General features: G+C 53.9%; 12 protein-coding genes and 1 pseudogene. 4 read left to right on the top strand and 9 right to left on the bottom strand.

Translation table 11 applies throughout. The annotated features are described in order from the left end of the window. Nucleotides 1–213: hypothetical protein (locus A3OI_RS23440; RefSeq protein ID WP_218185827.1), on the top strand; the 213-nt coding region annotated here is incomplete at its 5' end. A gap of 112 nt (nucleotides 214–325) precedes the next feature. Here A3OI_RS23440 and xseA read toward each other — a convergent pair. Next, complete coding sequence (xseA, locus tag A3OI_RS0114750) at nucleotides 326–1702, bottom strand: exodeoxyribonuclease VII large subunit (protein WP_407635531.1); 1377 nt, start codon at nucleotides 1700–1702, stop codon at nucleotides 326–328. Between the two features lie 210 nt (nucleotides 1703–1912). Between xseA and guaB the strand changes: the two genes are divergently transcribed. Together guaB and guaA are read left to right on the top strand one after the other, a co-directional pair. After that, nucleotides 1913–3376, top strand: a complete 1464-nt coding sequence (gene guaB / locus A3OI_RS0114745) for an IMP dehydrogenase (RefSeq protein ID WP_018405023.1) — start codon at nucleotides 1913–1915, stop codon at nucleotides 3374–3376. 63 nt (nucleotides 3377–3439) lie between these two features. Then, nucleotides 3440–5017 (top strand): glutamine-hydrolyzing GMP synthase, encoded by a 1578-nt coding sequence (guaA, locus tag A3OI_RS0114740; protein ID WP_018405022.1) that lies wholly within the window; start codon nucleotides 3440–3442, stop codon nucleotides 5015–5017. A gap of 160 nt (nucleotides 5018–5177) precedes the next feature. Here the strand turns inward: guaA and A3OI_RS0114735 are convergent, their stop codons facing one another. The 7 genes from A3OI_RS0114735 to tnpA all read right to left on the bottom strand — a co-directional run bounded on the left by A3OI_RS0114735 (nucleotide 5178) and on the right by tnpA (nucleotide 13484). Continuing rightward, nucleotides 5178–6782 carry a type I restriction-modification system subunit M gene (locus A3OI_RS0114735; protein WP_018405021.1) on the bottom strand — a complete coding sequence of 535 codons (1605 nt, stop codon included), beginning with the start codon at nucleotides 6780–6782 and terminating at the stop codon, nucleotides 5178–5180. A gap of 14 nt (nucleotides 6783–6796) precedes the next feature. Continuing rightward, complete coding sequence (locus tag A3OI_RS0114730; RefSeq protein ID WP_018405020.1) at nucleotides 6797–7912, bottom strand: AAA family ATPase; 1116 nt, start codon at nucleotides 7910–7912, stop codon at nucleotides 6797–6799. Then, nucleotides 7909–8913, bottom strand: a complete 1005-nt coding sequence (locus A3OI_RS0114725) for a virulence RhuM family protein (protein WP_018405019.1) — start codon at nucleotides 8911–8913, stop codon at nucleotides 7909–7911. Before A3OI_RS0114725 ends, A3OI_RS0114730 begins: the two co-directional genes overlap by 4 nt. After that, nucleotides 8910–9506, bottom strand: coding sequence for a restriction endonuclease subunit S (locus A3OI_RS20400; RefSeq protein WP_018405018.1), 597 nt, complete (start codon nucleotides 9504–9506; stop codon nucleotides 8910–8912). The genes A3OI_RS0114725 and A3OI_RS20400 overlap by 4 nt, the downstream gene beginning before the upstream one ends. After that, the gene (locus tag A3OI_RS0114715) at nucleotides 9503–9808 is read right to left on the bottom strand and encodes a hypothetical protein (RefSeq protein ID WP_018405017.1); all 306 of its coding nucleotides are present in this window, start codon (nucleotides 9806–9808) and stop codon (nucleotides 9503–9505) included. The genes A3OI_RS20400 and A3OI_RS0114715 overlap by 4 nt, the downstream gene beginning before the upstream one ends. A 17-nt stretch (nucleotides 9809–9825) precedes the next feature. Next, the gene (locus A3OI_RS0114710) at nucleotides 9826–12897 is read right to left on the bottom strand and encodes a type I restriction endonuclease subunit R (protein ID WP_018405016.1); all 3072 of its coding nucleotides are present in this window, start codon (nucleotides 12895–12897) and stop codon (nucleotides 9826–9828) included. 170 nt (nucleotides 12898–13067) lie between these two features. Further along, the gene (tnpA, locus tag A3OI_RS0114700) at nucleotides 13068–13484 is read right to left on the bottom strand and encodes an IS200/IS605 family transposase (protein WP_026224229.1); all 417 of its coding nucleotides are present in this window, start codon (nucleotides 13482–13484) and stop codon (nucleotides 13068–13070) included. Nucleotides 13485–13504: 20 nt separating this feature from the next. Between tnpA and A3OI_RS0114695 the strand changes: the two genes are divergently transcribed. Continuing rightward, the gene (locus A3OI_RS0114695) at nucleotides 13505–14719 is read left to right on the top strand and encodes an RNA-guided endonuclease InsQ/TnpB family protein (RefSeq protein WP_018405014.1); all 1215 of its coding nucleotides are present in this window, start codon (nucleotides 13505–13507) and stop codon (nucleotides 14717–14719) included. Nucleotides 14720–15069: 350 nt separating this feature from the next. Here A3OI_RS0114695 and A3OI_RS24500 read toward each other — a convergent pair. Continuing rightward, nucleotides 15070–15572: pseudogene (locus A3OI_RS24500) on the bottom strand (transposase); the annotation flags it as partial. Nucleotides 15573–16042: the final 470 nt, after the last annotated feature.

The following is a 16042-nucleotide window of genomic DNA, read 5'->3' as shown; positions in this document are numbered from 1 at the left end:
AAGCCGCGCACGCCTTTCGGTGCACGGCATCAGTGGTTGCTTGCTTCTATCCAGTACCAAGACCGACATTACTTTCCTTTCAATGAATTCCCTTACGGGACTTGTGACGCGAATCTTGCGATTCGTCTCCCCTCGGGAATGTCCGTGACCGGCTCCTGCGATGTCGCAGCGACTCACACCTTCGGCGTTTTACCTTTCGCCAGCATGATCTGAGTCTTCCAGAGCGCCGAACTGAGGAAGCATTCGGCGGTGGGTCTTAACGACCTGTCACGAACGTAGCGGGTTGGTTACCGCTTTCCGGTCAACCTGGCTTGCAGAATGTTCTCTACAAGCCCCGTCCTTTAAGGCGGGGTAGTTGACCGCAACTCGTCACCTGGGCGTGAACAGTGCCGCTGGCCACTCGGGCGCTGATGGCCTGGCCGGCTTCAAGCTGCCCGGCATGCCGCACAATCTTGCCTTGGTCGTCTTTTACAATGGCGTAGCCCCGCCCCAGGGTGGCCAGCGGGCTGACCAGGTTCAGGGTTTGCGCTGTGTAATCCAGTTGCTCACGGCGGCTTTTTAGAGCTTGCTGAATGGCCAGATTCAAGCCTGTTGTTGCCCGCAACACACGTTCGCTGGCGCTGGCCAGTTGCCTGTTAGGTGATTGCATGGCCAGGCGCTGCTGCAAATGGTCGGTACGCATATGCAAGCGCTGGGTCATCTGCGCCATGGCGCGGCTCAGGCGCACATCCAGCCCATCCAGGCACTGCGCTTTTTCCTGCAGGCTGCGGCGCGGATCTTTCAGCCGCGCGGAAAGCTGCAGCAGCCTGTTTTCAAGCGCCGTGTGTTGGCGCCCCATGGCAGCCTGCAGGCGCTCGCTGATGGCCTGTAATTGGCGTAACCAGATGCTCTGGTCGGGCGATATTTTTTCCGCCGCTGCTGACGGTGTCGGCGCCCGCAAATCCGCTACGTAATCGGCAATGGTGGTGTCTACCTCGTGCCCCACGGCGCTGACGGTGGCAATAGGGCAGGCGGCAATGGCGCGGGCTACGGCCTCTTCGTTAAAGCACCACAAGTCTTCCAACGAACCGCCGCCGCGGCCAATAATCAGCACGTCCGCACGATTGTGGACGACAGCCCGGCCGATGGCGGCGACTATGTCCGCGGTTGCGGCCTGCCCCTGCACTGCTGTGGGATAAAGCGTGACTGGAATGCCCGGGCAACGCCGAGCCAGCACCGTGAGTATGTCGTGAATCGCAGCACCCGTTGGGGAGGTAACCACGCCAATATGCCGGGGCAGGGCGGGTATGGTTTTTTTGCGCTCGGTGCTAAACAAGCCCTCGTTGAAGAGCTTTAACTTTAACGCTTCAAACGCCTGCTGTAGGGCGCCCGCGCCGGCTGGCTCCAGGTGCTCGACAATAATCTGGAAGTCGCCGCGGTTCTCGTACAAGGTCACTTTGCCGCGAATTCGCACCAGTTCGCCTTCTTTTGGCGCCGGGCGAACCCGCTGATTGGCGCCGCGGAACATGGCACAGCGAATCTGGCAGTTACGATCCTTCAGAGAAAAGTACCAGTGCCCGGAAGAAGGGCGTGAAAACCCCGACAATTCGCCTTCAACCCAAACCTGCATGAAGCTGGTTTCCAGCAGGTGACGCGCCTGATGATTCAGTTCACTAACGCTGAGCGCCCGCGACCGGGTGTCCTGAAAAGCATCATTCACCAAAAACTCCCCATATTTTTATACGCAATAGCCGAATAAATCGAATGTAAACTACTTAAAATTCAGATGCATGCAACCTTTGGTGGGAAACTGTGCGGTTTACTGGGCTGCAACAGATCTCTATAATAGCCCGATTAAGAATTCTACTTTGCAGCGGCACTTTCTATGCCCTTGCCAAGATTTAAATTTAGCACGTTCAAAAGGCCGATCCCAATGCTGCGAATTGCCGAAGAAGCTCTCACATATGATGACGTACTGTTGGTGCCCGGTTACTCCGAGGTTCTGCCCCACGAAGCCGATCTTCGCACACGCCTGACACGAACCATCACACTGAATATCCCGCTGGTGTCGGCGGCCATGGACACAGTAACAGACGCAGAGCTGGCGATTGCCATGGCCCAGGAAGGCGGCATCGGCATTATGCACAAAAATATGAGCCCGGAGCAGCAGGCCGTCGCAGTGCGTAAGGTAAAAAAGTTTGAAAGCGGCGTGGTAAAAGACCCTATTACGGTCAAGCCCGAGAACACCGTACGCGAGCTGGTCGAAATTACCATGGCCAACAATATTTCCGGCCTGCCGGTCGTAGACGGCAGCGAACTGGTGGGTATTGTTACGGGTCGCGACATCCGCTTTGAGAGCCGCATGGACACGCTTGTGCGTGACATCATGACGCCCAAGGAAAAGCTGGTTACGGTGAAAGAAGGCGCCGATCTGGAATCGGTGAAAGAACTCCTGCACCGCCACCGCATTGAAAAAGTCCTGGTGGTAAACGATAACTTCCAGCTGCGCGGCCTGGTCACAGCAAAAGATATTCAGAAGTCCAAAGACTACCCGCTGGCGAGTAAAGACGATCAGGGCCGCCTGCGTGTTGGCGCGGCCGTCGGCACCGGCGGCGACACCGAAGCCCGCGTGATAGCTCTGACGGAAGCCGGTGTTGATGTGATTGTGGTGGATACGGCCCACGGCCATTCCCGCGGTGTGCTCGAGCGTGTGCGCTGGATTAAGGAACATTACCCCGAGCTGCAGGTGATTGGCGGCAATATCGCCACCGCTGAAGCGGCCCTTGCCCTGGTTGACGCCGGCGCAGATGCGGTGAAGGTGGGTATCGGCCCGGGTTCCATCTGTACCACCCGCATTGTAGCCGGTGTGGGTGTGCCGCAGATTTCAGCGGTGTCCAGCGTGGCTGAGGCCCTGAAAAACAGTGACGTTCCGCTGATTGCCGACGGCGGTTTGCGCTTCTCTGGTGATATTGCCAAGGCTATTGTGGCCGGCGCCCACTGTGTGATGATCGGCAGCCTGCTGGCCGGCACCGACGAAGCCCCGGGTGAAATCGAGCTGTTCCAGGGCCGCAGTTACAAGGCCTATCGGGGCATGGGTTCAATCGGCGCCATGGGCCAGGGCTCCAGCGATCGGTATTTCCAGGACGCCAGCAAAGGCATAGAAAAGCTGGTTCCGGAAGGGATTGAAGGCCGCGTCGCTTGTAAGGGCCCGATGCGCAACATTATTCATCAGCTGATGGGCGGCCTGCGCGCGGCAATGGGTTACACCGGCAGTGCCACCATAACCGATATGCGCACCAAGCCTCGGTTTGTGCGCATCACCGGTGCCGGTATGCGCGAGAGTCACGTTCACGATGTGACCATCACCAAAGAAGCACCGAACTACCGCGTTAGCTGATTACAGGTTGTTTTTATGCGGCCCCATTGTTGGGGCCGCATTGCTCATTTCCCCGAGGATTCCATGGCCCACGACATTCACGATCACCGCATCCTTATTCTAGATTTCGGTTCCCAGTACACCCAGCTGATTGCCCGCCGGGTTCGGGACATCGGCGTTTATTGCGAAGTGCGCGCTTTTGACATCAGTACTGAAGAGCTCGAAGCGTTCAACCCCAAGGGTATTCTGCTGGCCGGCGGTCCTGAGTCGGTCACCGAGCTGGGAGGCCCGCGCGCGCCTGACGGCCTGTTTGATCGTGGTATTCCGATATTGGGTATTTGCTACGGCATGCAAACCATGGCAGAGCAGCTGGGCGGCCGGGTGGCCAGCTCGGAAAAACGCGAGTTTGGTTACGCCCAGATAAAAGTGCGCGCCAAAGGCCCGCTGCTGCAAGACATCACCGACCACCTGACCGCGACTGGCGAATCGCTGCTGGACGTGTGGATGAGCCACGGCGACAAAGTAGTGGCCATGCCCGAAGGTTTTGAGCTTCTGGCCTCCACCGAAAGCGCACCTATTGCAGCCATGCAGGATGTGTCGCGCCACCTTTACGGCCTGCAGTTCCATCCAGAAGTGACCCATACCTTGCAGGGTAAGCGCATTCTGGAACACTTCGTGATGAACATCTGCGGCTGCGAAGCCCTGTGGACGCCGGCCAAAATTGTCGACGACGCCGTGCAAAAGATCCGCGAACAGGTCGGCACCGACAAAGTACTGCTGGGCCTGTCTGGCGGGGTAGATTCTTCAGTGACTGCCGCACTGCTGCACAAGGCCATTGGCGATCAGCTAACCTGCGTGTTTGTTGATAACGGCCTGCTGCGCCTGAATGAAGGTGACCAGGTGATGGACATGTTTGGCAGCAGCATGGGCGTAAAAGTCATTCGCGCCGACGCCGAGGAACGCTTTCTGACCAATCTCAAAGGCGTCAGTGATCCCGAACAAAAGCGTAAAGTGATTGGTAACACCTTCATCGACGTGTTCGACGAAGAAGCCACCCGCATCCAGAATGTGCACTGGCTGGCCCAGGGCACTATTTATCCGGATGTGATCGAATCGGCTGCGTCCAAAACCGGCAAGTCCCACGTGATAAAATCCCACCACAATGTGGGTGGCCTGCCGGAAACCATGAAGCTGAAACTGGTAGAGCCGCTGCGGGAACTTTTCAAAGACGAAGTGCGCCGCATCGGTCTTGAACTTGGTCTGCCTTACGATATGGTGTATCGCCATCCGTTCCCGGGCCCGGGCCTGGGTGTGCGCATTCTCGGCGAAGTGAAAAAAGATTACGCTGACATTTTGCGCCGCGCTGACGCCATCTTCCTGGAAGAGCTGCACCGCGCCGATTATTACCACAAAACCAGTCAGGCCTTTGCGATCTTCCTGCCGGTGAAATCGGTAGGCGTAGTAGGCGACGCCCGCCGATACGAATGGGTGATCGCACTGCGCGCGGTAGAAACCATCGATTTCATGACCGCACGCTGGGCGCATCTGCCGTACGAACTGCTGGAAACCGTGTCTAACCGTATTATCAACGAGATCAGCGGTGTGTCACGGGTGACTTACGATGTGTCGTCGAAGCCGCCGGCGACCATAGAATGGGAGTGAAAATACGTCTTTCAGGGGCTATTGGCAGCTATCGGAAAATTGACATAACCTTACCTGATTAACGTGAGTAATCAGGTAAGGTTATGACATTGGGCTGAGGGTTAGATACCCTCGGCTACCCGATTATGTACCTTCTGCTCGGTCATCATGCTGTCTTCTGTCAGACGGGCGGCAGGTTCAGCTCTTTTAGATATTGATTGTGCGCCTTCGCGGCCTTATTCATCCGCTCATCTATCTCGGCAAGTTCGGCGTGGACGTCTGCAAGTTTGATTTCGGTTTCTGGCTTTGCAGTGCTGACATAGCGGGAGATATTGAGGTTGTAGTCGTTCGTCTTAATCTCCCCCATGCCAACCCGGCGGGCGTAGCGCTCTTCTTCCTTGCGGTATTGATAGAAGTCGACAATCTGGTCGATATTCTCCGGTCGCAAGTAATTTTGACGCTTTCCTTTTTCAAAGTGCTCACTGGCGTTGATAAAGAGCACGTCATCGGGTTTTTTGCATTTTTTCAGGACCAGAATGCACACGGGTATGCCAGTGGAGAAAAACAGGTTGGACGGCAGGCCAATCACGGTGTCGATGTGGCCGTCCTTGAGCAACTTGGTACGGATGCGTGCTTCTGCACCACCTCTGAACAATACGCCGTGAGGCAAAATGATTGCCATGGTGCCTTCGTCGCCAAGAAAGTGAAAACCATGCAGCAAAAAGGCGAAATCCGCCGCTGATTTTGGGGCTAGGCCGTGGCTTTTAAAGCGAAAGTCTTCGCCCAGGGCGTCATTGGGCTCCCAGCGGTAGCTGAACGGCGGATTCGCCACTACCGCATCGCATTGCAGTTTTTTGGCCGGGTTCATTTCGTTGAGCAAATCCCAGTCATTCACCAAGGTATCACCGTGGTATATCTCGAACTCAGTATCCTTCATCCCGTGCAGCAGCATATTCATGCGCGCCAGGTTATAGGTGGTGATGTTCTTTTCCTGACCATAAATCATGCCGATGCCGTGCGGGCCCATCTGACTGCGCACGTTTAGCAACAAGGAACCGGAGCCACACGCGAAATCCAGCACCCGATTGAGCTTTTTCTTTTTCCCGGTGGAAGGATCTTGACTGTCCAGGGTGACAATACGCGAGAGGATGGTGGAGACCGATTGCGGGGTATAAAACTCGCCCGCTTTTTTACCAGAACCGGCGGCAAACTGGCCGATTAGGTATTCGTAGGCATCGCCCAGAATATCGCTATGAGTAGAAAACTGCGCAATGCCCTCGGCAATTTTGCTAATGATGGTGCAAAGCTTTTTGTTGCGGTCGGTCGGTTGTCTGCCAAGTTTTTCCGAGTGCAGGTTAATTTCCGAAAACAAGCCCTGGAACGTGCTGGCAAAGGATTCGTTTTCAATATACTTAAAGCCGCGCGTCAGGGTTTGCAACAGCTCCGCATCCTGCGTGCGCGCCAGCTCGGCAATGCTGCTCCACAGGTAAGCCGGGTGGATGACATAGTGCATCTTGCGGCGCATCTGTTTTTCAAACTCGGAAATGTCGTCGACGTTGTCCTGATACCACACAGTCAGCGGCGCAGAACGGTTATCCTCGGGCAATTTGGGATAGTCCGCCCCCAGCTCTTTTTTTGCCGCCGTCTCGTAGTTGTCAGAGAGGTAGCGCAGAAACAAAAACGACAGCATATAGTCGCGGAAGTCGTCGGCGTTCATCGCGCCGCGCAGGTCGTCGGCAATGGCCCAAAGGGTTTTGCCCAGTTGGCTGAGTTGTTCTTTGGTCATGCGTTCACACTCTCTTAATTCGTTTCCGGGAATAGTTCCGGGTTAAAGCGGTAGTTATTCATAAAATCCCGCAGGATTTTACGAAAGTAATCTTTATTTTCGGGTAGCATCTCTTGTGGCTCAAATAGGGAATAGTTGCCGTGGCTGAGCACATTCACCAAACGGGCGTGGAGTATGCCGTCCTGGTCGTCACTGTCCCGTTTGATACACGCGGAGAAGTTCTTAAAACCGTGAAAAATAGCAGTCTTTTCCAAAATACTGCGCAATATATTGAAGTGGTAAGTGTAAATCTGGTCGGACTCTGCTGCTTCGTATAGTTGCCTAAGAAGCCCGACATGGTGGAAGAACGGTGTGGCTCCAGTATAACGTAGCGTATAACCTTCAGAAGAAGTCCCTTTGCTCAAAAAGTAGGGTTGTGCTTTTTTTGTTTGGTTAAGTTCATTCCAGATCACGTTAAAAAATAGCGCATGGTGCGAGGAAACCACGGTTTTGATATTTCCGTTACTACCCTTTAACAGCTGGGCCAGGTGGCTGGCCACTGCAATGGCATTGTTGTCGTCCAGCGATGAGATGGGGTCGTCGATATAGAGATACTTTACCCAGTTGTAGGCTTCCTGCTCGTCCACCGCAAGCTGGGCGACCGCGAGGAAAAAGCACCAGACAAAGATATTCTCTTCGCCCCGCGAGACCTTGATGTGTTCGATGGTTTCTGTGCTGTCGCCGGATGGATGCTCACGGACAAAGTTTACCGCGCCTTGATCGTAGTCGATATAGAAGTCGAAATCCGCATAGCGCCGCAACAACGGGCGGATACGGTTTTCCATTTCCAGCTCTTGCAGGCCACCAAAAAAGCGCGAGTCGGTATTCATCCGCAGCACCCGCTGCTGGTCGCCGTCCAGGTCGTTATCCCAATTGAAAAGGTCTTCGGTGAAAGCATTAAAGTAGAGGGTGTCGCGCGTTGTTTCTTCATCGTTGCCCTGCTTACCCAGCTCTTTGAAAGCCATAGACAGGCGTGTTTTGCCGGTCCCGTTATAGGCAAAGAGCAGCACATACTTTTTTTGCTCCAGCCGCTCGCGCAGGTGCGTGGCGATAGCGTCGAGGCTGGAAAACTCCTTTATTTCGTTACTCATTTTTCACCAGGCCTGTGTTTCAGCTTATCTTCGAGCGCTTTTAACTGCGCTTCATCGGCCTGATCGGCGATAATGGCTTCTTGTGTTTTACGGCGTTGATCAAAATCGGCATAGCGTTCGCTAGCGGATTGCTCCATTTGTGTATGGCTGATTGCCCCAGCATCCGCCAGCAAAGGAAAGTCATTACTGCTAATAATGTCACCCACGCGGCTATGCCAAAAAGCCATAGGGGTGTCGGTGCGATTTTTGGCGCGCAGCTCAGCGGTTTCGAGAAAGATCACCACCAAGCGATTTAACGTATCGACTTCATCCTCGCTCAGGTAATTCTTAGCAACAAGGATGTCTTGCTTGCGCACCTTTGTCCCTTTCCAGCTCAACAAGCCAAAGTGCGAGTCATCGGGGTTGGCGCGGGCACAGACCAACTCGGCGGCGGTTTGCTGGGTAACGGCATAGAGCAACAGGTTTTGCACATTGGCGAAAAACTGCTGGGTGCTTTTATCGGTTTTGTCGTAATCGCTACTGAGCGAAAACAGGTCGCGTATTTTCTGGTAAAAGCGCTTTTCCGAGGCGCGAATATCGCGGATGCGTTCTAGCATCTCATCAAAGTAATCCGGGCGGCCATCAGGGTTTTTCAGGCGCTCGTCATCCATCACAAAGCCCTTGCGCAGGTACTCGCTAAGTACAGTGCTTGCCCAGCGACGAAACTGCACCCCGCGCGGCGAGCGCACCCGGTAGCCCACGGCCAGAATGGCGTCGAGGTTATAAACCTTGATGCGATACTGCTTACCGTCTGCGGCAGTTGTCAAGGATTCCTTGACAACTGCGCCATTATCTAATTCTTTGTTTTCAAAAAGATTTTTAAGATGTAGCGAGATATTTTGCTTGGTGGCGTTAAACAGCTCGGCCATCTCCAGCTGACTGAGCCAGACCGTGTCATTATCGGCCCGCAGTTGAATCCGGCTCTGGCCGTCTTCGGTGGTGTACAGAATCAGCTCTCTCATGCGCCCACCGCCTCCGGGCTGGGGAAGAGTTGCTGCATTAAGCCTTTTTTGTGGGTTTTGAGGGCATTGAGTTTTTCTGTTTGTGCGGCGATCAATTCATCGAGGGATGAGAGGCAATCGGCGATTTTTTGCTGTTCTTTTTCTTGCTTCGGAATTTTTACAGGCAGCTTATTAAGATTCTCAACTGACAACCCTGGCTGCGCTTGACCGGTGGCATACTGATTCAAATTCATTCCGATCAATTTATAAAAAAACCATATGGTATTCACTCCCTCATACACATTGGCGACAACCGCATGTTCTGTTGCATGAAAGGTATTGCTAGCTAAATTGACATTGCCACATAGAGCCCCTTGTCGACCAACTAGAGAATATATACCAGAGTGCGTAAAGGTATCTGTGTAACCACGCAAGCCATTACCGCCATAACAGGGGTATCTATTACCCGACACCTCATCATGAATATCACTTGCGCGAACAAACTTTCCAGCCTGTAGGTAACAGCATGCTGCAAGTGGTTTATCTTCCCACTCCCCCGCATCCCGAAACTCGGGAAAACGCAGCCTGGGCACCAATGCTTGTTTCTCGCTCATTGCTCCTCCAGCCCGTCAAGGTTGTCAATCGCCTTCTTTTCAGCGGATGTCAGGCGGCGTTCGGCCTTTTTCACATCTTCGTCAGGTGGCAGGTTTTCCGGGCGAATGCCTCGACCCAGCAGGGTCTGGCGCACGGCCTCGTTGTTGGCCACGTGCTCTTGTGAAATGTGCGGTTCATGGTGCATAGTTTGTTCGCGGGCGTTGTGGGTGGTGATCTCACGTTGCCCGCCTTTGCCGAGTTCGGTTTCCTGGGCATGGCTCTCGAAGCTCTCTGTCAGGGTATGAATCAGTTCATTTTTCATGAGGTGCTCCTTGCTGGTTACTCATACGCCGCTAATCCCGAAATCTCGCGCCCTTGCGCCTGCTTGTTCAAAAAAGGCACCAGGTCATCCATCAATGCCAGCTCCGCCTTGGTACGCGCTTTCCAGCCCAGTTCCAGCGGCGCGAACAGGTCGCTTAATTGCTCGCCGTCGAAGATCATGCGGTCGAGAATGGCATCGACAAAAGCTTTCAGTGTCTCGGCTTGCAGCTGGTGATGTGTAGCCAGCTCGGCCAGTTCGCTGTCGGCCTTTTGCGCCTTGAAGGCTTGATAGCCGTCGCGGATTGCCTGCTCACTTAGGCCTTGGCCCGCTTGCAGGTTGTTGATGTAGGCGATGATGTCGTCGCGTTCGTCCATCAGGTTGCTGCTGGCGGCGAGCATGTTAACCAACTGTGTGCGGCTCATGGTCTGCTTGCCGGGTTTGTTCTGACTGTAGCGGGCGATCAGGCCGATGATGTAGTCGTAGTCGATCAGCGCCGAGGAGAAGAGCACAAACTCGAAATCGAGCTGTTCGATATCCTCCTGCGCGTCGCTGGCCCCCTCTCCATCAAAGGGGCCGCTTTTGCCTTGCTGGGCCTTGAGGCGCTGGGCGGTTTCGAGGTAGGAGCCTCTTAACGCCCGCAGGTCATCTTCGGGCAACAGGGTGTTGATTTTTTCCTTTTGCGCTTGGTCAAGGTCAGTGTATTGGTCAAGCTGGGTTTTCAGGCGCTGCACTTCCTTGAAGCGCTTGATGAATTCGATACGCGCGGCGTCACCTTTCAGGTTGTAGACCGCTTCTGGCTCGCAAACGCCATTGCTCTGTTGCGGGGTTTGGGCGCCACTGGCTGATATAAACTGTTCCATCTCCGCTATCGCTTGTTGGTACTTTTCAATCACTTTGGGCGCCGGGTCCACCAGCCAGATTTCCCTGGAGCGGTTGTTGTCTTCCCCGGAGAAGAGTGCGATGGCTTCGTTCACGCTCGGTTCCTGCCCACGAAAGTCGAGGATGTTGCCGTAAGGCTTGGTGTCGTTGAGCACGCGGTTGGTGCGTGAGAACGCCTGGATCAGGCCGTGGTGTTTGAGGTTTTTATCCACATACAGGGTGTTGAGGTATTTGGAGTCGAAACCGGTGAGCAGCATGTCTACCACTATGACGATGTCGATCTTGTGCTTGTGGGGGTAGTCGCTGTTGCGGTATTGCTGGTCTTTGATGCGCTGTTGCACGTCTTGGTAGTAGAGATCGAACTCGTTAATGCCGTGGTTGGTGCCGTACTGGCTGTTGTAGTCGGCAATGATGGTTTTGAGCGCGGCTTTTTTACGCTCAGGCTCCTGCTCGTTGTCGGCCTTTTCCTGCGGCAGGTCTTCCTGAAGCTGCTTGACGTCTTTGTTGCCTGCCGCCGGGGGTGAGAAGACGCAGGCGATATTGAGCGGCTCAAGGTCGGGATTGTCCGCCCGGCCCTCGGCCTGTACCTCTTTGAACAGGGTGTAGTAGTCAATAGCGTGGTTGATGGATGACGTGGCCAGCACGGCGTTAAAGCGCCGCTGGTTGGTGGCGGCATTATGCTTGGTCAGAATCGACTCGACGACCGCTTTCTGGGTGAGGGTCTCGCCGGGTTTTACATTGGCCTTTTTTTCGGTAGCCGCGTTCTGCCGGGCGGCTTCGGGTTTGAAGTAGTCGATATGAAAGCGCAGCACGTTACCGTCGTCGATGGCGTGGGTAATGGTGTAGGCGTGCAGTTGCTTTTCAAAAATATCCTTGGTGGTTCTATATGAGCCGACGGTGCCGTCAAACTGCTTGTAAGTGGCGTTTTCTTCAAAGATCGGCGTGCCGGTGAAGCCAAACAGTTGCGCCTTAGGAAAGAAGGACTTGATAGCTTTGTGGTTCTCGCCGAATTGCGAGCGATGGCATTCGTCGAAAATAAAGACAATGCGCTTGTCGCGCAGGGGTTCCAGTCGCTCCTTGTAGGTGAGCTTGCCTTTTTCTTTGTGCTGCTGTGCTTTTTTGCTGGTTTCATCCAGCGCCAGGCCCAGCTTTTGGATGGTGGTGACGATCACCTTGTCGGCATAGTCTTCCGAGAGCAGACGACGCACCAGGGTTTCGGTGTTGGTGTTCTCCTCGACGCAGCCCTCCTGGAATCTGTTGAATTCCTCGCGGGTTTGTCGATCCAGGTCTTTGCGGTCGACCACAAACAGGCATTTTTCGATATCGGGGTTGTCTTTGAGCAGCGTAGAGGCCTTGAAAGAGGTGAGCGTTTTGCCGCTGCCGGTGGTGTGCCAGATGTAGCCATTGCCCCGGTTCTGGTGGATGCAATCGACAATGGCCTTGACCGCGTAGATTTGATACGGCCGCATGATCATAAGCTTTTGCTCGCTGGCAACCAGCACCATGTAGCGGCTTATCATCTGGGCTAAGGTGCATTTGGCAAGGAATTTGTCGGCAAAATCGTCCAGGTGGGTTATTTTGTTGTTGTCTTCCCCGGCCATTTGGTAGATGGGCAAAAAACGCTCATTGGCATTAAACGCGAAGTGCTGGCTGTGGTTGTTGGCAAAGTAGTAGGTGTTGCTGCGGTTGCTGACAATAAAGAGCTGCATGAAGCAGAGCAGTGTATTGGCGTAGCCGTTGCCAGGGTCGTTCTTGTAATTGACGATCTGCTCCATGGCACGGCGCGGGTTGATGCCCAGTGTTTTCAGCTCAATTTGCACCACGGGCAAGCCATTGATCAGCAAGATCACATCATAGCGGTGGTGGCTGTTGTCGGAGTTGATGCGGAGCTGATTGATGACCTCAAAGTCGTTTTTGCACCAGTCCTTGAGGTTGACCAGCATGTAATCCAGAGGCGTGCCGTCCTCACGTTGAAAATACCCGTACTCGCGCAGGGTTTTGGCGGCCTGGAAGACATCGGCGTTGATGATTTCGTCGCGCAGGCGGGCGAATTCCGCGTCAGTAAGCCGGACGTGGTTGAGCGCCTCAAACTTGTCGCGGAAGTTTTGCTCAAGAGCCACCTTGTCGCGGATGTCGGGACGGTAGGTGTATTTGAGTTCATCCAGCTTTTTGATTAAATTTTGCTCGATTTCGCTTTCTTGCAGGGGCATCCAGTTATCTCTTCTGTTTAAGTAAGCTCGGCGCGGCATACATTCGCCAATCGTTTGCCCAATACTTTGCCATTCTAGCCTGATTTATTGGAATGCGCGGAAAACCTCGGCCTTCAGGCCGGGGATGAATAGCGCGAACACCGCAGGTGTCCCTCTCGTTAGCAACATTCTCATTCCGGCGTTTGCTGCTGCTCAATGTACTGGCGAATAATGCTAATGGGTGCACCACCACAACTGCCAGCGAAGTAAGACGGCGACCATAAGGCATTACCCCATAACTTTTTCTTAAGTGTCTCGCACTTTTTCTTCCGAATCATTCGGCTTGAAACACCCTTGAGACTGTTTGCCAGTTTGGATACAGATACCTTTGGTGGATAAGTCACCCGTAAATGAACATGATCATGCTCACCATCAAATTCTACAAGCTCTGATTCAAAGTCCGTACAAACGCCTGAGAAGATACCGCGCAGGTCATCAATAATCTCAGCCGTGAACACGCCGCGACGATATTTCGTCACAAATACCAAATGAACGTGCATCCTAAAAACGCAATGCCGCCCGTGCCTAATATCATTGTTTTTTTCCATAGACCAAGTATAATTCAGCTATGAAACGCCTTCAAGCATTCAAATTTCAGATTGAGCCAAACGGTGAGCAAATCCGCGCCATGCGTCAGTACGCTGGTAATGCTCGCAAGATTTGGAATTTGGCTTTGAATCGTCAGCAAGAGCTACATACGGCCGGTGAAAAATTCACCAACAGCTTTGGCATGAATAATTGGCTGCCAGCGTGGAAGCAGGAATTCTCGTACTTGTGCGACTCTCCCTCACAAACACTACAACAAGTCACAAAAGACCTGGCCGCTGCGTACAAGAACTTCTTTGAGAAGCGTGCCGATTTTCCACAATTCAAGAAAAAAGGTAGGTCGTCAGACAGCTTTCGCTTTCCGCAAGGTTTCGAGATTGACGAAGCCAATCGACGTATTCGACTCCCAAAGCTAGGCTGGATTCGCTACCGCAAGAGCCGTGGCATCATCGGACTGGCAAAGAACATCACCGTTTCCTGTGTGGCTGGCAAGTGGTACGCCAGCATTCAGACCGAGCGCGAAGTTGGGCAGCCAATACATCCATCAACGTCGATAGTCGGCCTCGATGCGGGTATCACGCTATTCGCGACGCTCTCTGACGGCACGATGTTCGAGCCGGTCAATGCGCTGCGTACCAGCGCTGCGAAGATGGCAAAGTATCAGCGACGCATGAGCCGCAAGGTCAAATTCAGCCGCAATTGGAAAAAGGCGAAGGCCCGTATCACCAAGTTGCATCAACGGGTTGCTCATACCCGCAATGACTTTCTCCACAAGACCTCGAACATCATCAGCAAAAACCACGCGATGGTCGTAATCGAAGATCTGAAAGTCACGAATATGAGCAAGTCAGCAAGCGGCACACTTGAGGCACCAGGACGAAGCGTAAAAGCCAAATCCGGCCTTAATAAGTCGATTCTCGATCAGGGCTGGGGCGAGTTCCGCCGCCAGTTGGAATACAAGCAGGCGTGGCTGGGCGGTGAAGTGTTTGCCGTCAACCCTCGTAACACCAGCCGGACGTGTCCGGCCTGCGGTCATATTTCCGCAGAGAATCGCAAGACTCAATCGCAATTCGACTGTGTCGAATGTGGGTATGCTGAAAATGCAGACCTCAACGCCGCAATCAATATTCTAAGGGCAGGTCATGCCCGGTTAGCCTGTGAAGTGAACGGTGCGGTAATGCCGTCAGCAACAGGAACCCACCGAAGCGACTCAGGGATGGCTCAATGCCATGCCTGAGCGCAGTAGGAATCCCCGTCCTTCAGGGCGGGGAGGATGTCAAGCAGGCTTTTGTCCGTCAGGTTGGGTTAGGCTCATAACGAGGCTGTAGAAAAACCCTTCACAGAGCCCAATTCGTAGCCGCTTTGTTGTTTTTTCATATCCTGCGATCAACTGACGCCAGTTTGGTCATTTGACTGGAACACCACGGCATTATTAATATCCGGCGCTAAACGTCTTCCACTTAGCCGTCTGTGGCCTATTTCTGGCCATATCCTAGCCCGGTATCATGCCGCTAACTGCCCATAATTCGCCAGCTTCTCAATGTTGTGGGCCAGGCAATACAACTGCCACTGACCCTGCACTGGCCCATCCTTGGGCTGTTCGGCTTCCGTCTCCGCCTCATCCCGCTCGTGATGTTCATGCAGGTGATGGCGAATCAGCCGTTTCAGTTTGTCTCGTTTCTCACCCAGCCCTTTAAAGGTGCCAGACCATTCCTTCGCCGCGTCTGATGACATTTTGCAGCCATCTATGGCGAACAGTTCGTTGCCCAAAAGACCCTGCTCATGACACACCAACAGTATTTGCTCGAACAGTTCTTCAATCTCATCGGCGTGCTGGCTGACGAACTTGGCCAGGGTGGTGAAGTGCGGGACGGTATCGCAGGACAGCGCTTTAAAGATGATGTTGGTCTCGCAGCACCACTGGATTGGATCTCGCGGCTGGAGGTGATGCCTTTGGAGTACGCGAACAGAATGATCTTCAGCAAGATGGCGGGATCGTAGGCCAGGCGGCCGGTGTCATCGTTGCGGTACCTAGGATGAAACACCGATAGGTCCAGCTTGTGTTCGATCAGGTAGTGAACCGCGTGCTTAATGGGGTGAAAGTCCCCTGTGGAAAGATCACCGTTCAGCCGGTTTTACCGATTGAACGCTAACCACTAGCGAATGGCAAGGGCCAACCCGCGAGGCGCGGTCTGGAGGACGCCGCTAGCAAAGCTGCGAGCTGATGAACAAGAACATCATATGAGGNGTAGGCCGGAGGCGAGTTGGCACAAGACGACGAAGCCGCGTGATCTGACGGCCACCGTAAATGATGCAGTTGTGCAGTGAAAGTTCATGTTCTTATCTGGGGAGATCTGCTCAACGAGCGATCGGTCAATTACCAGTCAGGNCACTGGTCGATCAAGCCTGGGCGCAGCCGTTGCCATCGGCGGTTGCGAGCGAACGAGGTGGACACCGATAGCGCCGATGGGGGCAATCCCGCCGGTGATTGAGCAGAAGTCAGCAGACGGCATAGTAGCCAAACGCCCATCGTAATGGGTGGGACACGGTGAAGGCCTGA

Origin of the sequence: Marinobacter gelidimuriae (genome assembly GCF_000372805.1) — a bacterium.
Lineage (GTDB): Bacteria > Pseudomonadota > Gammaproteobacteria > Pseudomonadales > Oleiphilaceae > Marinobacter > Marinobacter gelidimuriae.
The sequence above is the reverse complement of the archived record's forward strand: the minus strand, read 5'-3'. Positions and strand labels throughout refer to the sequence as shown.